The 16,860-nt window shown below is 68.0% G+C and carries 17 protein-coding genes; 7 read left to right on the top strand and 10 right to left on the bottom strand.

The window, feature by feature from the left end; genetic code table 11:
- Positions 1 to 14 precede the first annotated feature (14 nt).
- From BSY239_RS02710 to BSY239_RS02700, 3 genes are all read right to left on the bottom strand, one after another.
- Entirely contained in the window at positions 15 to 797 is a 783-nt protein-coding gene (locus BSY239_RS02710; RefSeq protein WP_069045481.1) for a spermidine synthase, read from the bottom strand.
- Between the two features lie 356 nt (positions 798 to 1,153).
- On the bottom strand, positions 1,154 to 2,890 hold the full coding sequence (recJ, locus tag BSY239_RS02705) for a single-stranded-DNA-specific exonuclease RecJ (RefSeq protein ID WP_069045480.1): 1,737 nt from the start codon (positions 2,888 to 2,890) through the stop codon (positions 1,154 to 1,156).
- Positions 2,887 to 3,882, bottom strand: coding sequence for a hypothetical protein (locus BSY239_RS02700; RefSeq protein WP_069045479.1), 996 nt, complete (start codon positions 3,880 to 3,882; stop codon positions 2,887 to 2,889). Before BSY239_RS02700 ends, recJ begins: the two co-directional genes overlap by 4 nt.
- 42 nt (positions 3,883 to 3,924) lie before the next feature.
- On the opposite strand from BSY239_RS02700, the gene BSY239_RS02695 reads away from it, so the two are divergent.
- Together BSY239_RS02695 and lolD are read left to right on the top strand one after the other, a co-directional pair.
- Positions 3,925 to 5,181 (top strand): lipoprotein-releasing ABC transporter permease subunit, encoded by a 1,257-nt coding sequence (locus tag BSY239_RS02695; RefSeq protein ID WP_069045478.1) that lies wholly within the window; start codon positions 3,925 to 3,927, stop codon positions 5,179 to 5,181.
- 90 nt (positions 5,182 to 5,271) lie between these two features.
- Positions 5,272 to 5,946, top strand: a complete 675-nt coding sequence (gene lolD / locus BSY239_RS02690; RefSeq protein ID WP_069045477.1) for a lipoprotein-releasing ABC transporter ATP-binding protein LolD — start codon at positions 5,272 to 5,274, stop codon at positions 5,944 to 5,946.
- Positions 5,947 to 5,995: 49 nt separating this feature from the next.
- Here lolD and BSY239_RS02685 read toward each other — a convergent pair whose 3' ends face one another.
- Complete coding sequence (locus BSY239_RS02685) at positions 5,996 to 6,412, bottom strand: META domain-containing protein (protein WP_069045476.1); 417 nt, start codon at positions 6,410 to 6,412, stop codon at positions 5,996 to 5,998.
- Positions 6,413 to 6,481: 69 nt separating this feature from the next.
- On the opposite strand from BSY239_RS02685, the gene BSY239_RS02680 reads away from it, so the two are divergent.
- The gene (locus BSY239_RS02680) at positions 6,482 to 7,327 is read left to right on the top strand and encodes a TatD family hydrolase (protein ID WP_069045475.1); all 846 of its coding nucleotides are present in this window, start codon (positions 6,482 to 6,484) and stop codon (positions 7,325 to 7,327) included.
- Positions 7,324 to 7,818 (top strand): DNA-deoxyinosine glycosylase, encoded by a 495-nt coding sequence (locus BSY239_RS02675; RefSeq protein ID WP_069045474.1) that lies wholly within the window; start codon positions 7,324 to 7,326, stop codon positions 7,816 to 7,818. Before BSY239_RS02680 ends, BSY239_RS02675 begins: the two co-directional genes overlap by 4 nt.
- An 18-nt stretch (positions 7,819 to 7,836) precedes the next feature.
- Here the strand turns inward: BSY239_RS02675 and BSY239_RS02670 are convergent, their stop codons facing one another.
- Positions 7,837 to 8,571 (bottom strand): LytR/AlgR family response regulator transcription factor, encoded by a 735-nt coding sequence (locus tag BSY239_RS02670; protein WP_069045473.1) that lies wholly within the window; start codon positions 8,569 to 8,571, stop codon positions 7,837 to 7,839.
- Between the two features lie 36 nt (positions 8,572 to 8,607).
- A complete protein-coding gene (locus tag BSY239_RS02665) occupies positions 8,608 to 9,669 on the bottom strand; it encodes a sensor histidine kinase (RefSeq protein WP_069045472.1) in 1,062 nt (353 codons plus the stop codon).
- A 170-nt stretch (positions 9,670 to 9,839) separates the two neighbouring features.
- Here BSY239_RS02665 and argH point away from each other — a divergent pair, with 170 nt between their 5' ends.
- Complete coding sequence (argH, locus tag BSY239_RS02660) at positions 9,840 to 11,291, top strand: argininosuccinate lyase (RefSeq protein ID WP_069045471.1); 1,452 nt, start codon at positions 9,840 to 9,842, stop codon at positions 11,289 to 11,291.
- A 1-nt stretch (position 11,292) separates the two neighbouring features.
- Here the strand turns inward: argH and BSY239_RS02655 are convergent, their stop codons facing one another.
- A complete protein-coding gene (locus BSY239_RS02655) occupies positions 11,293 to 11,619 on the bottom strand; it encodes a DUF4124 domain-containing protein (RefSeq protein ID WP_069045470.1) in 327 nt (108 codons plus the stop codon).
- An 89-nt stretch (positions 11,620 to 11,708) separates the two neighbouring features.
- Between BSY239_RS02655 and BSY239_RS02650 the strand changes: the two genes are divergently transcribed.
- Positions 11,709 to 12,200, top strand: a complete 492-nt coding sequence (locus BSY239_RS02650; protein WP_069045469.1) for a hemerythrin domain-containing protein — start codon at positions 11,709 to 11,711, stop codon at positions 12,198 to 12,200.
- Positions 12,201 to 12,205: 5 nt separating this feature from the next.
- Positions 12,206 to 13,741, top strand: a complete 1,536-nt coding sequence (locus BSY239_RS02645; RefSeq protein WP_069045468.1) for a bifunctional aminoglycoside phosphotransferase/ATP-binding protein — start codon at positions 12,206 to 12,208, stop codon at positions 13,739 to 13,741.
- 7 nt (positions 13,742 to 13,748) lie between these two features.
- Here the strand turns inward: BSY239_RS02645 and BSY239_RS02640 are convergent, their stop codons facing one another.
- The 3 genes from BSY239_RS02640 to BSY239_RS02630 form a co-directional block, all read right to left on the bottom strand.
- Positions 13,749 to 14,492, bottom strand: a complete 744-nt coding sequence (locus BSY239_RS02640) for a hypothetical protein (RefSeq protein ID WP_069045467.1) — start codon at positions 14,490 to 14,492, stop codon at positions 13,749 to 13,751.
- Positions 14,489 to 15,505, bottom strand: a complete 1,017-nt coding sequence (locus tag BSY239_RS02635) for a Bug family tripartite tricarboxylate transporter substrate binding protein (protein WP_083239771.1) — start codon at positions 15,503 to 15,505, stop codon at positions 14,489 to 14,491. The genes BSY239_RS02640 and BSY239_RS02635 overlap by 4 nt, the downstream gene beginning before the upstream one ends.
- An 82-nt stretch (positions 15,506 to 15,587) precedes the next feature.
- The gene (locus BSY239_RS02630) at positions 15,588 to 16,742 is read right to left on the bottom strand and encodes a mandelate racemase/muconate lactonizing enzyme family protein (protein ID WP_069045465.1); all 1,155 of its coding nucleotides are present in this window, start codon (positions 16,740 to 16,742) and stop codon (positions 15,588 to 15,590) included.
- Between the last annotated feature and the right edge of the window lie 118 nt (positions 16,743 to 16,860).

Raw genomic sequence — 16,860 nt, 5'->3', positions numbered from 1 at the left:
TGTCTCTGCGTTTGTCAGGCCACCGGTTTGAACAGCTTCATCCACTTCACAGCGGGCAGGCCCCAGCGTTCCTGCACAGCCTCGGCCCGGGCCAGCAACTGCATGCGCGTGGGCCGGTGGGGCGTGCGCTGGGCGAGCACCACGGTGTTGCCCTCGCGCGTGGGCTTGAAGGCCCACACGGCGTCGTCACCAAAGGCGGCGCACAGACTTTGCAGCGAGCGCTCGTAGCTCGCATCGCGGCCAAACAGGTTGACGGTGAGGCAACCGTCGTCGGTCAGCGCGTTGCGGCAGTCGGCGTAAAAGTCGGGGCTGTCGAGCACGGGCGCGGCGGCTTCGTGGTCGTACAGGTCCACCTGCAGCGCGTCGTAGGCGCCCAGGTGGTCGGCACGGCGGATCTCTTCCCCCGCGTCGGCGAGCACCACGCGCAGCTTGGGGCCATCGGCGGGCAGCTTGAACCAGCTGCGGCACACGGTCACGACCTGCGGGTTGATCTCGATGGCGGTGGTGTCCATGCGCAGTTTCTTGAAACAGAACTTGGTGAGCGCGGCGGACCCCAGGCCGAGCTGCAGGGCGCGGCGTTTGCCGACCGAGTCGGGCTCCACGAACAGCAGCCAGGCCATCATGCGTTGAACGTAGTCGAGCTCGATGTCGAACGGTGCATCCAGCAGCATGGAGCCCTGGATCCATTCGGTTCCCAGGTGCAGGAAGCGCACTTCGCTGTCTTCGGAGATCGTGACCTCGGGCAGTGTTTGCGGAGTGCGCCGCTTGAGCGCTGCGGCGTTGGCGCCGGCCTTCACGTGGGGTTTCCAGTTGGGTATTGCATGTTCTTCAGGTCTCTTGCTCGGGAAATCATTATGGGCACGCTGAGGGGTTGGTTGTCTCCGGCGGCTCCTGTTGCGTGAACCGGGTGGCCGACTCCGCGAATGTCCCCCGGGGCCTGCGGCCCCTCCTCCTTTACTTCGCTGCGTCGGCCACCCCGCTCACGCAACAGGATTGGTGCTCGAAACATTGGTGCGCCTACCCGTTGTCAGCTCGTTGCGCCGGTGCGCTCTGCGCAGCGAAATAAAGGAGGGGGCGGCACCAGCCGCCGGGGGACATTCGCGGAGCAGAGCGCACCGGTGCAACGAGCCCGCGAAAAAGGTGGAGCGAACAATCAAACCTCAGCCGCCTCCACCAAAAACCGGACCCGCCGCTGCCCCTGCCACTCATCCGCATCCAGACGAAACGCAATTTTCACGCGCTCTGGCAAAGGCTCGGTGTGACCAAACCAGATGCCGTCCACCGGTTCACCCTGGTGCTTGAGCTTCAACGCAAGATGCTTCTCGCCCACCAGCCGCTGCGACACCACCTGCACCTCTTCACAAAACACCGGCGGCGCAAACCCCTGGCCCCACACCTCCTTGTGCAGCGTGTCCACCAGATCGGCGCGACGGTACTTCGTGTCCAGCGCACCATCGGCCTCCATGCGGCGTTGCAGCGTGGCCGCGTCCAGCCACTCGTGGGCCACCTGCTGCAGCGCCGCTTCGAACGTCTCCAGATGCTCTTCGTCGATGGTGCAACCCGCGGCCATGGCGTGACCACCAAAACGCAACAACACGCCCGGGTGGCGCTTGGCCACCAGGTCCAGCGCGTCGCGCAGGTGAAAGCCCGCAATCGAACGGCCCGAGCCCTTGAGCTCGTTCTCCTTGCCCTCGGCGCCGCTCGCAGCAAACACAAAGGTGGGGCGGTGCAGCTTGTCCTTGAGGCGTGAGGCCACGATACCCACCACACCTTCGTGAAAATCCGGGTCGAACACGATGAGCGCCGGCGGCGGCTCCTCGGATTCGTCGAACATCTCTTCGGCCATCTGCAAGGCCTGGTCGCGCATGTCGCCCTCGATCGCCTTGCGCTCGCGGTTGATGCCGTCCAGCGTGCGCGCCAGTTCGTCGGCGCGCAAGGCGTCGTCGGTGGTCAGGCACTCGATGCCCAGCGTCATGTCGGCCAGGCGCCCGGCCGCGTTCAGGCGCGGGCCGAGTGCAAAGCCGAAGTCGAAGCCCGTGGCCGCCTCGGGCTTGCGCGCAGCCACGTTGAACAAGGCCGTCATGCCCGGCGGCATGGCGCCGGCGCGCACACGCTTCAAACCCTGCGCGACCAGGCGGCGGTTGTTGGCGTCGAGCTTGACCACGTCGGCCACGGTGCCCAGGGCCACCAGCGGCAGCAGGGCATCGATCTTGGGCTGGGTTTGCGCATTGAACACACCGCGCTCGCGCAGCTCGGCGCGCAGCGCCAGCAACACATAGAACATCACGCCGACGCCCGCGATGGACTTGCTCTCGAAGCTGCAGCCCGGCTGGTTCGGGTTCACGATGATGCAGTCCTGCGGCAACACCACCTCACCGTCCTTGATGGCGGGCAGGTGGTGGTCGGTCACGACGACCTGCAGGCCGAGGTCGCGCGCCGCGCGCACACCCTCCACACTGGCAATGCCGTTGTCCACCGTCACCAGCACGTCGGCGCCTTGCGCCTTCACGCGCTTCGAGATCGACGGCGTGAGGCCGTAGCCGTCGGTCACGCGGTCGGGCACGAGGTAGTTCACGCGGTCGAATCCCATGGGTGCGCCCAGCAGGCGCAGGCCGCGCAAGCCGACCGCGCAGGCGGTGGCGCCGTCGCAGTCGTAATCGGCCACGATGCAGATCGCCTGGTTCGCCGCCATGGCGTCGGCCAGGGCACGCGCGGCGTCTTGTGCGCCCAGCATCTGCGAAGGCGGGATCAGGCGGGCGAGCGCGTCGTCGAGTTCGTCGGTGCTGGTGATGCCGCGCGCTGCAAACAGACGCGCCAGCAAGGGGTGCAGGCCGCCTTGCTCCAGCGCCCAGGCGGCGCGGGGAGGCACGTCGCGGGTGATGATCTTCATAGGGTTTCCAGGGTTTTCCAGGCCGGGGCGTTGCCCAGCAGATGCTTGATGAGGCGGCTGGCGCGCGCCACGGCGCCGCGCGGGGCGTTGGTGAAGCGCTGCGCCATGCGCTCGCCGCACAGCGTGAGTGTGACCGGCTCGCCACGGCGCACGCGTTCCAGCAGGTCCTGGAGGTCGCCGTTGTCCAGGGCTGTCCAGGCGTCTTTCCAGCGCGCCCAGTCGGCCTGCAGGGCAGCGCTGCGCAGTGCGTCGGGCATCACCGGCGGCGACCGCAGCGTTGTCGTGTGGTCGATGGCGCCCGCGCCACTGAGCCAGAACCCGTTGACCGGGTGCAGGCGCAGTTCTTCGCGCGCGTCGTGTGCAGGGTGTGTGTAGAACAGCATCTGCGCTTCGCTCTGCAGGCGCTTGAGCAATTGCCCACCAACAGGGTTGGCCGTGCTGTCGGTCATCCAGGCCTCCACGGAGCGGCCGCCCACGCGGTCCAGGCTGGCGCAGGCGATGCCGCGCAGCACCTCGCCGCTGGCGTGCCAGCGCGCGGCGGACTCGTATCGCAGCGTGATGCCGTCTTCCGCGCAGTAGGGCGCGAGCGCATCGAACAGCGGGCGCGCGTGTTCGTCGGTCAGCCCCAACTGGTCGCCGGGCAGCAGCGTCACCTGCTCCATGCCGACCTGAAAGTGACAGGGCGTGAACCAGGCTTGCGGCAGCTCGGGTGTGTCGCTCTGCGCAGCCGCCCACGGCAGGAGCCCGTCGGGGTAGGACGAGCCGTCGGCACGCACCAGGCCAATGGCCTGCGCCAAGGCTCGTTCGTGCGGCGCACTCAGGCTGTGGTCGGTGCCGGCATCGGTGTGAGCTGGCTGCAGCTCGGCCAGCAAGGCGGTGAGGTGGGGCAGCTGCAAGCCCGGCATGAGAGCCCGGCAGGCGGGGTCGCTGGCGCTGGCAAAGGGAACCAGCAGGTGAGTGGCAGGCTCAGAGGCCATGTGGGGAGCGGGCATGACGCGATTGTCGGGGATGCCACAATGCCCGCTGGACCTCACATGCAAACTCCCTACGAACTCATTCTCGGCTGGCGCTACACGCGCGCCGGCCGCGCCACCCGGCGCAACGGCTTCATCTCCTTCATCTCGGGCGTGTCCATGCTGGGCATTGCGCTGGGTGTGGCCGCACTCATCATCGTGCTATCGGTCATGAACGGCTTCCAGAAGGAAGTGCGCGACCGCATGCTCGGTGTGCTCTCGCACATCGAGGTGTTCGAGCCCTCAGGGCAGGCCATTCCCAACCTCGCCGACACGCTGGCGAAGATCGAGCGCCATCCTGAAGTGGTGGGCGCTGCACCCTTCGTGGGTGCGCAGGCGCTGATCGCGCGCGGTGAAGACATGAAAGGTGCCCTGGTGCGCGGCATCGACCCGGCGCTCGAGCCCAAGGTCACGGATCTCGCAGCCCAGCTGGCCGACACGGTGCTGCCGCGCCTCGTGTCCGGTGAATTCGGTGTGATCCTGGGCGGTGAACTCGCGCGCAGCCTGGGCGTGATCGCGGGTGACAGCGTCACGCTCATTGCCCCCAGCGGCCAGGTGACCCCGGCCGGCGTGGTGCCGCGCATCCGGCAAATGACGGTGGTGGGCACGTTTGATTCGGGCCACTACGAATACGACTCGGCGCTGGCCCTGCTGCACCAGGAAGACGCCGCGCGCATCTTCCGCGTCGAAGGCCCCACCGGCGTGCGCGTGAAGATCAAGGACCTGCACGCCGCACGCGAGGTGGCCGTGTCCATCGCCGCCGACCTCGACCCCGGCCTGCTGGTGCGCGACTGGACGCGCCAGAACCGCACCTGGTTCGCGGCCGTGCAGCTGGAAAAACGCATGATGTTCATCATCCTCACGCTCATCGTGGCGGTGGCGGCGTTCAACCTCGTGTCCACGCTGGTGATGACGGTGACGGACAAACGCGCCGACATCGCCATCCTGCGCACGCTGGGCGCGAGCCCGCAAAGCATCATGGGCGTGTTCATGGTGCAAGGTGCCATGGTGGGCGTGATCGGCACGGGTGCGGGCCTGCTGCTCGGCCTGGGCATCGCCTTCAACATCGACACCCTGGTGCCGGCACTCGAGCGACTGCTGGGCGCAAGCTTCCTGCCGCAAGACATCTACCTCATCAGCCGCATGCCCAGCGACCCGCAACAGGCCGACATCCTGCCGGTGGCGGTGATCTCGCTGATCCTGTCGTTCCTGGCCACCATTTACCCGAGCTGGCGCGCAAGCCGCGTCAACCCTGCCGAAGCCCTCCGCTATGAGTGACATCATGACCCCCACGCTCCGCCGCTGCGCGGGTCGCTGCCCCCCGAGGGGGCGTGTTTCGCCTTGGGGCGGCCCGGCGGCGAAACCCCTATGACACAAGCAGTACTCCAGGCCACGGGCCTCACCAAACGCTTCACCGAAGGCCGGCTCGACGTCACCGTGCTCACGGGCGTGGACCTCACCGTGCGCGCGGGCGAAACCGTGGCCATCGTCGGGGCTTCGGGCTCGGGCAAGAGCACCTTGCTGCACCTGCTCGGCGGCCTGGACGCGCCCACCAGCGGCAGCGTGCAGCTCATGGGGCAAACCATGTCGGGCCTGAGCGCCACGCAGCAGGGCGTGCTGCGCAACCAGCACCTCGGTTTCGTCTACCAGTTCCACCACCTGCTGCCCGAGTTCAGCGCGCGCGACAACGTGGCCATGCCCTTGTGGATCCGCCGCCAGCCGCGCAGCGAGGCGGCCGAGCAGGCCCGCAAGATCCTCACCCGCGTGGGCCTGGCCGAGCGCCTGGGCCATCGGCCGGCCGAGCTTTCGGGCGGCGAGCGCCAGCGCGTGGCGATCGCGCGAGCGCTGGTCACGCAACCCGCCTGCGTGCTGGCCGACGAGCCCACGGGCAACCTCGACCGCAACACCGCCGAGGGTGTGTTCCAGCTCATGCTGGAACTGGCGCGCGATCAGGGCACGGCCTTCATCGTCGTCACCCACGACGAAACGCTGGCCGCGCGCTGCAACCGCGTGCTGCGCTTGACCACAGGTGTGCTGACTTAAGGCGATCCGCCGCCGGGCAGCAACCCGCGCAGCCGCGGAGCGCGGAGGCTCACGGCTTGGTTCTTGTGAAGCGCAGAGGTTTCTCCAGCCCCTGCACATGCATCAACATGGTCGTGCCCCGCACCTCCAGCCGCTGCGCCTTCTGCAAGGCATCGAGGTAGCGCGTTTCCTGCTCGTCCACCGCCGGCGCGCACGCCATGCGTGTGCCAGCCAGCTGCCCCAGCGCAATGCGGTCCTGCATCAGCGTGTAGGAGCCAAAGAAACGGTTGCACGAACTGTTGCCGGTCACGCGACCGGCTTCGGGAAATGCGAGCGTGGCCTGAACGCGATCGAGCACGCCGCGCCCGCCCAGGTCTTCCAGCCGCCATTCGCTGCCCACCAGCGGGGCGGCGCCGGGTGCCCCCGGCAAGGCGCAGGCCGTGAGCGAGAGCAGCAGGGGGACGGCGAACCAGGAGAGGCGTGACATGGGTGGGTCCTTTCGGGTGGGGCGCCGGCGCGAGGGAAGCATGCCGGCACAATCGATCCTTATACCGCCATGTGGATCGACTCTCACTGCCATCTGGACGCGCCCGAGTTCGGCGCCGACCACGCGCTCGCGCTGAGCCTGCGCGAACGCGCCTCTGCGCTGGGCGTGGGCCTGTGCGTGATCCCGGCGGTGGAGCGCAGCAACTTCGACACCGTGCGCCAGCTCGCGCACCGCACCGGCGACGCCTACGCCCTGGGCATCCACCCTTTGTATGTGCCGCAGGCGCGAGAGACCGACCTCGACGCGCTCGACGCCGCACTCACCGAACACCGCGACGACCCCCGCCTGGTGGCCGTGGGCGAGATCGGTCTTGACTACTTCGTGCCCGCGCTGTGCACGCCCGGGATGCGCGAGCGCCAGGCCTTTTTTTACCGTGCGCAACTGCGGCTGGCACGCCAGCACGCGTTGCCGGTGATCGTGCATGTGCGGCGCAGCGCCGACCAGTTGCTCAAGCACCTGCGCGCGCTGCCCACGGGCGGCGGCATCGCACACGCATTCAACGGCAGCGATCAACAAGCGCAGGCCTTTCTGGGCCTCGGCTTCAAGCTCGGCCTGGGGGGCGCGGCCACGTTCGAGCCCGCGCGGCAGTTGCGCCGCCTCGCCGCCGACTTGCCGCTGTCGGCGCTGGTGCTGGAAACCGACGCGCCCGACATCCCGCCGCACTGGCTCTACGCCACTGCGGCCCAGCGGGCGGCCGGACAGGCACAGGGCGTCAACAGCCCCGCCGAGTTGCCACGCATCGGCGCGGTGGTGGCCGAATTGCGTGGCATGCCGGTCGATGACTTGATGCAGGCCACCACCGCCAACGCCGTGGCCGCCCTGCCCCGGCTGGCGGCGCTGCTGGCCAAACCATGAGCCGGCTGCTGGGCCTGGCGCCGGTGCTGGACGCCCACACGCGCGTGCTGGTGCTGGGCAGCTTTCCGGGCGCGGCCTCGTTGCGGGCCCGGCAGTACTACGGCCATCCGCAAAACCACTTCTGGAAGATCCTGGGTGCGTTGTGGCAGTTGCCCTTGCCGGCCATGGCTTACGCCGAGCGCGTGGCCGTCTTGCACGAGCGCGGACTGGGTGTGTGGGACGTGTACGGCGCCTGTGAACGCGAGGGCAGCCTGGACGCGAACATCCGCAACGCCGAGGTCAACGATTTTGCGTGGGTGCAGCGCTCATGCCCGCGGCTTGAAGCCATCGCGCACAACGGCGGTGAGAGCTTTCGCCACGCGAAACACACCGAGCAGCTGGGTGTGCCGGTCTACAAGCTGCCATCCACCAGCCCGGCCAATGCCAGTTGGAGTTTTGACCGCAAGTTCGCTGCCTGGTCCGAGGTGTTGATGCGCCACACGGGCGTGTGAAGGGCCAGCGGCGACAGGTCAGCCGACCAGGGCTTCGCGCACCGCCGCGAGTTGGCGGCGCGAGACGGCCAGGCGTTCCTCGACACCATCGAGCCGCACCGTCCAGCCTTCACCCTCGACCGGGTCGTTGTGCTTTTCCACCGCGCGCACGGCACGGCGCGACACCAGCGCGTTGCGGTGCACACGCACGAACAGGTGGGCGTAGCGCTGCTCCAGATCGCTCAACGCGCCGTCAAAGATGTGTTCCTTGTCGGCGGTGCGCACGGTGATGTATTTCAGCTCGGCCTTGAGGTAGATCACATCGGCCAGGGCCACGCGTTCGCTGCGGCCGCGTTCCTGGATGATCAGGCTCTCGGGCAGGCCCACGTCCACCGCCGCTTCAGCGCGCAGGCGCTGCACCTTCTGCAGGGCCTGCTGCAGGCGTTCACGGCGCACCGGCTTGGTCAGGTAATCCACCGCCTCCAGCTCGAAGGCCTGCACCGCGTGTTCGGCGTAGGCGGTGATGAACACCACCGCCGGCGGCGCCGCCAGCTCGCGCAGGGTTTTGGCCAGCGCCATGCCGTCCACGCCGGGCATGTGGATGTCCAGCAGCACGAGGTCACAACCGGTGCGCTGGATCTGCTCCATCGCCTGCACCGCGTTGCCCGCCTCACCCACCACGTCCACGCGCGGCTCGCTGCATTCACCCAGCAGCGTGCGCAGCCGCGAACGGGCAAGCGCTTCATCGTCAACGATCAGTACCTTCAGTGTCATGTCACGCTCCAAAGCCAGACCGGTTCAATAACCCGCTTATACCGGTATTTCAAGGCGAACCTGAAACACCCCGTTGACCAAGGCGCTCTGGAAGCGCCCCTGCACGTCGTGCAGCAGCGCCAGACGCTGCCGAACATTGTCCAGCGCGAGGCCGTTGCCGCGCCGTCCGCTGCCCGCCGGCACCGTGTTGGTCACCTTGATCACCACCAGACTGCCGCGCCGCTGGGTGCTGATGCGCACCACCGCGCCCGAGGGACTGGGCTCCACACCGTGTTTCACCGCATTCTCCACCAGCGGCTGCAGGATCAGGGGGGGCAATTTGGCCTTGGAGGCCGAGTCGTCCACGCTCCACTCCACCTTGAGGCGGTCGCCGAAGCGCACCTGCTCGATGGCCAGGTAGTGCTCGGCCAGCTCCAGCTCCTGCCAAAGCGGCACGGCTTCCTGCGCATCGGCCAGGGCGTGCCGGAACAACTCACTCAGGTCTTCCAGCAGGTTTTCGGCCTTGGCAGGCTCCTCGCGCACCAGCGCGATGGCGCTGTTGAGCGTGTTGAACAGAAAGTGCGGACGGATGCGCGCCTGCAGCTCGGCCAGGCGCGCCGTGGTGCCCGCCGGCATGCGGGCCTTGGCGCGCCAGACCAGCGCACCCACGAGCACCGCGGCCACCAATGCGCCCGAGGCCCCGCTGGCCACCCAGGGCGCCGGATTGGCCAGGCCCATGAGCACCAGCAGGCCGCAACCGTAGAGACCTGCCAGCACGCCAAGCCCCACACCCGAGGCCCATTGGGCTTGCACTTCCATGCGCCCGAGCTTGCGCTTGAGCGCGCAGACACACAACAACCAGGCCAGCACCGCCGGCAAGGCGGCGCCGGTGAGCACCGCCATCTGGGTGATCCAGCCCACCGGGTGCTCCGCGCCGAAGATGGCGGCCACCGCCACGATGGCCTGCACGAACAGCACCGCGCGCAGCACCACGCCGACCTGGCAAGTGTCGAACACGCGGTCCCGCGCACGCACGTGCTCCGGCATCTCTTCGAGCGACTGCGTGCCCAGGGTGCTGGGCAGATCCTGGAAGGTCGATAAAATTCGGGAGTCTTTCATGGGGCGTGCATCAATGCTCGGGTCGTTTGACGTGGGATTGTGCGCGGGTCCGGGCCCGGCGCTTCGAAACTGCGCGGCACCTCGATCGAAAGGTCCTTCGACCTTCTGTTGTCGCCCCTCGTTCTGCGGTCTTCCGCTTCTTCTGTTTTCTCCAAGCCGCTGGCAACACCATGTCCACCAACCAATTCGACAAAAAATCCGAAGCCTGGTCCGCCCTATTCTCGGAGCCCATGAGCGAGTTGGTCAAGCGCTACACCGCCAGCGTCTTCTTCGACAAACGCCTCTGGCAAGCCGACATTGCAGGCAGCCTCGCGCACGCCGAGATGCTGGCCGCGCAAGGCATCATCGGCGCGGCCGACCTGGCGTCCATCCAGCAAGGCATGGCGCAGATCACGTCGGAAATCGAAGCCGGCAACTTCGAATGGAAGCTCGACCTCGAAGACGTGCACCTCAACATCGAGGCCCGCCTGACACAGCTGGTGGGTGACGCCGGCAAACGCCTGCACACCGGCCGCAGCCGCAACGACCAGGTGGCCACCGACGTGCGCCTGTGGCTGCGCAGCGAGATCGACCTCATCATCCCGTTGCTGGGCGAATTGCAGGGCGCGCTGGTGGACGTGGCAGAGAAGAACGTGGACGTGATCCTGCCGGGCTTCACCCACCTGCAGGTGGCTCAACCCGTGAGCTTTGCGCACCACCTGCTGGCCTATGTGGAAATGTTTTCGCGCGACGCCGAGCGCATGGTCGACGTGCGCCGCCGCACCAACCGCCTGCCGCTGGGCTCGGCCGCGTTGGCCGGCACCACCTACCCGCTGGACCGCGAGCGCGTGGCGCGCAGCCTGGGCATGGTGGACGAGCGTGGTGAACCCCAGGTGTGCCAGAACAGCCTGGACGGTGTGAGCGACCGCGACTTCGCGATTGAATTCACCGCCGCGGCTTCGCTGTGCATGGTGCACATCAGCCGCTTCAGCGAAGAGCTGATTTTGTGGATGAGCCAGAACTTCGGCTTCGTGAAGATCGCCGACCGCTTCACCACCGGCTCGTCGATCATGCCGCAGAAGAAAAATCCCGACGTGCCCGAACTCGCGCGCGGCAAGACCGGCCGCGTGGTCGGCCACCTCATGGGCCTGATCACGCTCATGAAAGGTCAGCCGCTGGCCTACAACAAGGACAACCAGGAAGACAAGGAGCCGCTGTTCGACACGGTGGACACCTTGAAAGACACACTGCGCATCTTCGTGGAGATGGTGGGTGGCCAGCTGAACCCGGCCACCGGCGTCAAGGAAGGCGGCATCACGGTCAACGCCGTGGCCATGGAAGAAGCCGCCAAGAAGGGTTACGCCACCGCCACCGACCTGGCCGACTACCTGGTGAAGAAGGGTCTGCCGTTCCGCGATGCCCACGAGACCGTGGCCCACGCGGTCAAGGCCGCGGTGTCGCACAACTGCGACCTGTCCGAATTGCCCCTGGCGGTGTTGCAGGGCTTCAATGCATCGATCGAGAAAGACGTGTACGAGTGCCTCAGCCTGCGCGGCAGCCTCAACGCGCGCAACACGCTCGGCGGCACGGCACCGGCGCAGGTGCTGCACCAGATCGCGCGTCACCGCCAGCGGCTGGCCTGAGTCAGTTGCAGTCGGGCTGCGGCACTTCGGTGCAGCGCTGAAAGGCCTCGGGCTTGAGGCCACCACCCACCAGCCGGTACTGGTCAAAACACGCGGCACTGGCAGCGTACCGGTGCCAGCGCGCCTCACAGGCTGTGGTGCCGGGTGGCAGCGGTGCCCCGGCGGGCTCGGCGCGACTGGTGTAGCGCTGCGGCACATCGGCCATCACCCCGTAGTGCACGCGGCCACCGTCGTCGGTCCAACGCACCAGCTCGGCGCCCAGCACCGACAAAGGCAGACAGAAGGCGACCACCAGGCTCACGGTCTTGACAAGGTTGAGTGGCTTCATGGCCCTCTGACACGCCCGGAGCGCCAGGGTTCCCGGGGCCTTGACGTGCATCAAGACCCGACCGGCGTGCCGACGCTAGAGTCGCACCCATGGAAACCACAGCCCACGCCACCCCCACCCTGCCATGGTCATCCGCCCTGTCGGTGGGCGACGACCGCATGGACCTCACCCACGCCGAGTTCGTGGAGCAGCTCAACCAGCTGCTGACCACCCCCGCCCATCTGCAGCTGCCGCTGTACCAGGCCTTTCTGGCCCACACGGTGGAGCACTTCGCGCAGGAAGAGCGCTGGATGCTGGCCAGCGGCTTCGCGCCCGACAACTGCCACGCTGCCCACCACGCGACGATTCTGGAGACCATGCGGGCCGTGGAGGTGCACCACCGGCAGGGCGACGCCGGGATCATCACCCGCATGGCCGAGGCGCTGGCCGAATGGTTTCCCCAACACGCCGCCAGCATGGACGCGGGCCTGGCCCTGCACCTGCAGTCGGTGGGCTTCGACACCGCCACCGAAACCCTGGCCGACCCCCACCGCGTGCGCCCGGCCAGCATGAGCGGCTGCGGGAGCGTGAGCTGCAGCTGAGCGGCATGGCACATGCCCTGCCCGCCCTGATCAAGGCCCTGCGGGACCCCGCGCGCTACCCGCACGCGGCGGCGCCGGTGGAGCTCATGGAGACCCACGGTGCGTGGGTGCTGCTCGCGGGTGAACACGCCTGGAAGATCAAGAAGCCCGTGAGACTGCCCTTCATGGACTTCGGCACCCTGGCCCTGCGCCGGGCGGCCTGCCAGGCCGAGGTGCGGCTCAACCGGCGCTTCGAGACCGCCGATCCGGCGTCACATCTGTACCTCCAGGCCCTGCCCATCGTGGGGACGGCCGACCAGCCCCGCTGGGGCACGCCGGGCGAAGACGACAACAACGCCATCGAATGGGCAGTGCACATGCGCCGCTTCAGCGAAGACCTGCGGCTGGATCACCTCTGCGCGCGCGGTGCCTTGAAGCCCGAGCACCTCAGCTCGCTGGCGCAACGCATGGCTGCATTCCAGGCCGTGGCTGCGGTCGCTGCACCCGATGGCCCCTGGGGACACGCCAACGATGTGCTGGCGTTTGCGCGCGACAACCTCACCACCTTGCGCAGCGGCCTGAACGACGCCACGGATGCCGCGGAGATCGACCAGCTCAGCCGCTGGACCGAATCCCGCTTTTCGCAATGGGCTCCGCTGCTCACGCAGCGCTTGTGCGAAGGCCGCGTGCGGGAAGGCCATGGCGACCTGCACCTGGCCAACCTCGTGCTCATCGGCAACGAGGTCGTGCCGTTTGACGGCATCGAGTTCAACGACGCGTTGCGCTGGATCGACGTGGCCAGCGACATGGCTTTTGTCTGGATGGACCTGCTCGACCACGGCCAGCCTGGCCTGGCCAACGGTCTGCTGAGCGACTGGCTGGATGCCAGCGGCGACACCACCGCGCCCGACGTGGTGCCGTTCTTCGCGGTCTACCGCGCGCTGGTGCGCGCCAAGGTGGCGGTGATCCGCAGCCAGCAAATGGGCGCCAGCGTGGCCACCTCACTGAGCGAGGCGCGTGCTTACACCGCACTGGCCCAACGCATTGCGCAGCCACCCGCGCCACAACTCGTCATCACCCACGGTCTGTCGGGCAGCGGCAAGACATGGGCCTCCAGCCGCTGGTTGCAGGGGGAGACCAGCGGACGCGCGATCCGCCTGCGCTCCGACGTGGAGCGCAAACGACTGCACGGCCTGAGCGCCACCCAGGCCAGCGGCTCGGGCCTGAACACCGGCCTGTACAGCCCGCAGGCCCACACCGACACCTATGCCCACCTGCAGGACCGGGCACGGCACCTGCTGGCAACGGGCTGGTCGGTGCTGGTGGACGCGGCCTTCCTGCGCCGCCACGAGCGCGACGCCTTCGCCGCGCTGGCGAACGCCGTCAACTGCCCGTTCCACATCCTCGCCACCGAAGCACCGCTGGCCGTGCTGCGCGAGCGCATCACCGCGCGCCAGGCGCGTGGCGCCGACGCCTCGGAAGCCACGGTGGCGGTGCTGGAGCAACAACTGGGCTGGCTGGAACCACTCAGCGATGCCGAGCGAGAGCACTGCCTGCCCTAGCATGCACTCACGAAGTCGCGGTGAGGCGGAACAAGCGACCGTATCCCCGCGCCGACGGGTCCAGCCCGGCCAGGCGCACCACGTCCCAGAAGCCCGCCGGCGAGCTGGCCGTGACCGGCCGACCCAGCCGCGCTTCCAGGGGTTCGATCACCCCATGCGTCTGCAAACCGCCGCAGGAGATGAACACGCCCTGGGCCGTGGTGTCGAGCTCGACCACCGACTCGGACAGGGCCATCAGATCGTCGGCACCCACCTCGTTCACTTCGCGCACGCCGGTGAGGCCCAGGCCACGCACCGCCGTCACTTCGAAACCTTCGCAGGTGAGGTAGTCCACCAGCCGCTCGTTGAGCGCATCGATGTAAGAGGTGGCCACCGCCACCCGCTGCACACCCAGCGCGCGCAAGGACGACACCACCGCGTGGCTCATGGTCGTGCACGGCAGGCCGGTGGCCCGCTCCAGGCTGGCGCGCAATTCCTCGGTGAGCGCAGCGCCCCGGTAAAAACTGATCGAGGTTCCCATCAGCGAGATCGCCTGAGCGCCCTCGTCGCGCAGCATCCGCCCCAGGTCCAGGATGCGGTGCATCACCGGCTCGAAACCAGAGGGCGATATCGAACCGATGCCCAGCCCGCGCGCCACGAAGCGGATGCGGTCGCCGTACAGCAGCGCCGCGTCGTCGGGCACCTGCCCGGCTCCGGGGGGCACGATCAGGCCGATGCAGGGCACGGCCGCAGAGGGCTCGGCAGCGCTCATTGAATGGCGATCTTCTGGGTCTTGATCAGGTCCGCCCACACCGCGGACTCGCGCGCCAGGTCGGGCGCCAGTTCGGCCGATGACAAGTAGGCCGGCACCGCGCCCTGGGCATTGGCGGCGCGGATGGTCTCGGGCTTGGCGAGCACGTTGCGCACCGCGGTGTTCAGGCTCTCGACGATGGCGGCCGGCGTGCCCGTGGGTGCGAGCAGCACCAGGCGCGGCGCCACATTGAAACCGGGCAGCGCATCGGACAGCGGGGGCACATCCTCGGCACCGGCGAGCTTGACCGGGCTCATCATCGCCAGCGCCCGCAAGCGGCCCGCCTTGGACTGCGCGATGCCGGCGGTCGCGCTGACCACGCCCAGCGGCACCTGGCCGCTCATGACATCGGGCACGATCTGCGCGGCGCCGCGGTAGGGAATGTGAACCACAAAGGCGCCCGTCTGGCCCTTGAGCATTTCAAACCCCAGGTGGTGCACGGTGCCCAGCCCCGAGGTGGCGTACGAGTAGAAGCCAGGCTTCGCCTTGAGTGCCGCCACCAGCTCCTTCGGATTGCGCGCGGGGAAATCGTTGTTGGCCACGATCATCAGCGGCGTGGTGAACAGCCCCGCCACAGGTGCAAACGCCTTCAGCGGATCCAGCCGCTGACCGGGCTGCAGGAGACTGGCGATCAGCAGCCCACTCTCGCCCAGCAACAGGGTGTGGCCATCGGCCGGCGAGCGGCTCACCAGATCGGCGGCGATCAGCCCCGAAGCGCCCGCGCGGTTTTCCACCACCACCTGCTGGTTCAGCTCGGTCGCCAGCCCTTGGGCCAGCAGGCGCGCCATGGCATCCACCGCCCCACCGGCCGAATAGCCCACCAGAACGCGCAGCGGTTTGTTGGACAGTGCCTGCGCACCAGCCTGGCCCGCCCCGAGAACCATCGCCAGTCCGAGGGCACCGCTCGCCAGCCAGCGTCGGCGGCTCAGGGCCGCAGCTACGGTTGGTGGGATGGGGGTGTGAAGTGAAGTCATGTCTGTCTCCTGTCGTTGTGGTTGTGGTTGTCTCTATCGTCATCGTCGAGGGCGTGCCTTCGTGGAGGCCCACCCGGTGGCGTCAGGCTTTGCCGGCGCCGTGGGAAAGGGGTCGTTTGCTCAACTCGGCGATGCGCTCGCGGTTCGGCCGGAAGCCCAGGCCAGGCGCTTCGGGCAGCTTGAGCACGCCGGCTTGCGGCACCGGCAGATCATCAAACACCAGCTGGCAGCAATCGACCGCCACCGAGTGGTATTCCACCAGCGTGCCGTTGGCCAGGCCGGCGTGCAGGTGCATGTTGTGGTGGGGCCAGGCGCCCCCGTTGGCCAGTTGCACGTTGAACGCCTGCGCCATGCCTGCGATGCGCTGGCACTGCGTGTAGCCCCCGGTGATGCACACGTTGGGCTGCACCACGTCCACCGCCTGCGCCACCAGCATGTCGCGGAAACGGCTGGACAGGCCTTCGTTCTGGCCGGCCGCCAGCGGGATCGAGATTTTGTTGCGCAGCTTGGCCAGCGTCGGAATGTCGTTCTGGCTCACCGGCTCTTCAAAAAATGCGATGCCGCACTCTTGCACACGCTGGGCGAGGTGCAGCGCGTGCAGGTAGTCCAGGCTGCAGTTGGCGTCGATGAAGATCTGCACGTCCGGGCCCACCGCATCGCGCACCGCGCGGATGCGCATCACGTCCTCGGCCACCACATCGGTCATCGAACGCGGTTCATCGCGCCGCTGCAGCGCGTGGTGCCCCACGGTCATCTTCAGGCGCTGAAAGCCGCGCGCTTTCCAGGCCACGGCCGCCTCGGCCAGTTCGTCGCGCTCCAGAAATGCAAAACCAAAGGTGGCGTACACCGGCACTTCGGGCCGCGCTCCGCCCAGCAGGCGCCAGCAAGGCTGACCCAGTGCCTGGCCCTTGATGTCCCACAGCGCCAGGTCCAGCGCGGCCATGGCGTGGCTGGCGTAACCCGATTGACCGCGCGGCGTGAGCAGCCAGTAGAGCCGGTCCCACACGGCCTCGTGGCGCATGGGATCGAGCCCCATCAGCGCGGGTGCGGCAATCTCGTTGACGATGCTGGCCACCACCTCTTCTTCGGTGATGGCGGTCATGCCTGTGCCGATCAGTCCGGTGTCGGTTTCGACATCGACCAGACACAGGGAGAGCGATGTGGACTTGGTGCGCCCGGGCAAGCCCGCTTGCACGGGCAGGTTCAACGGCGTGGCGTGGACGCGGACGATCTTCATGGGGCTGGCGCGGCGAGGCCGCTGGTCTCGAGTTGTGGTGATGCCCCAAGCGTAAGAACCCACCCGCCCCACCGCAACCCCGCGCCCTGAAAGCGGCCTTCGCGGTTCGCGAAACCCT

Origin of the sequence: Hydrogenophaga sp. RAC07 (assembly GCF_001713375.1) — a bacterium.
Classification (GTDB): Bacteria; Pseudomonadota; Gammaproteobacteria; order Burkholderiales; family Burkholderiaceae_C; genus Hydrogenophaga.
The sequence above is the reverse complement of the archived record's forward strand: the minus strand, read 5'-3'. Positions and strand labels throughout refer to the sequence as shown.

Excerpts from the sequence above, each read along its gene's own strand:
- BSY239_RS02635 (WP_083239771.1), bottom strand. The coding sequence starts at position 15,505 with ATGACTTCACTTCACACCCCCATCCCACCAACCGTAGCTGCGGCCCTG.
- recJ (WP_069045480.1), bottom strand. The coding sequence starts at position 2,890 with ATGAAGATCATCACCCGCGACGTGCCTCCCCGCGCCGCCTGGGCGCTG.
- BSY239_RS02665 (WP_069045472.1), bottom strand. The coding sequence starts at position 9,669 with ATGAAAGACTCCCGAATTTTATCGACCTTCCAGGATCTGCCCAGCACC.
- BSY239_RS02700 (WP_069045479.1), bottom strand. The coding sequence starts at position 3,882 with ATGCCCGCTCCCCACATGGCCTCTGAGCCTGCCACTCACCTGCTGGTT.
- BSY239_RS02670 (WP_069045473.1), bottom strand. The coding sequence starts at position 8,571 with ATGACACTGAAGGTACTGATCGTTGACGATGAAGCGCTTGCCCGTTCG.
- BSY239_RS02640 (WP_069045467.1), bottom strand. The coding sequence starts at position 14,492 with ATGAGCGCTGCCGAGCCCTCTGCGGCCGTGCCCTGCATCGGCCTGATC.
- BSY239_RS02645 (WP_069045468.1), top strand. The coding sequence starts at position 12,206 with ATGGCACATGCCCTGCCCGCCCTGATCAAGGCCCTGCGGGACCCCGCG.
- BSY239_RS02655 (WP_069045470.1), bottom strand. The coding sequence starts at position 11,619 with ATGAAGCCACTCAACCTTGTCAAGACCGTGAGCCTGGTGGTCGCCTTC.
- argH (WP_069045471.1), top strand. The coding sequence starts at position 9,840 with ATGTCCACCAACCAATTCGACAAAAAATCCGAAGCCTGGTCCGCCCTA.
- BSY239_RS02650 (WP_069045469.1), top strand. The coding sequence starts at position 11,709 with ATGGAAACCACAGCCCACGCCACCCCCACCCTGCCATGGTCATCCGCC.
- BSY239_RS02630 (WP_069045465.1), bottom strand. The coding sequence starts at position 16,742 with ATGAAGATCGTCCGCGTCCACGCCACGCCGTTGAACCTGCCCGTGCAA.
- BSY239_RS02675 (WP_069045474.1), top strand. The coding sequence starts at position 7,324 with ATGAGCCGGCTGCTGGGCCTGGCGCCGGTGCTGGACGCCCACACGCGC.
- BSY239_RS02680 (WP_069045475.1), top strand. The coding sequence starts at position 6,482 with ATGTGGATCGACTCTCACTGCCATCTGGACGCGCCCGAGTTCGGCGCC.
- lolD (WP_069045477.1), top strand. The coding sequence starts at position 5,272 with ATGACACAAGCAGTACTCCAGGCCACGGGCCTCACCAAACGCTTCACC.
- BSY239_RS02685 (WP_069045476.1), bottom strand. The coding sequence starts at position 6,412 with ATGTCACGCCTCTCCTGGTTCGCCGTCCCCCTGCTGCTCTCGCTCACG.
- BSY239_RS02695 (WP_069045478.1), top strand. The coding sequence starts at position 3,925 with ATGCAAACTCCCTACGAACTCATTCTCGGCTGGCGCTACACGCGCGCC.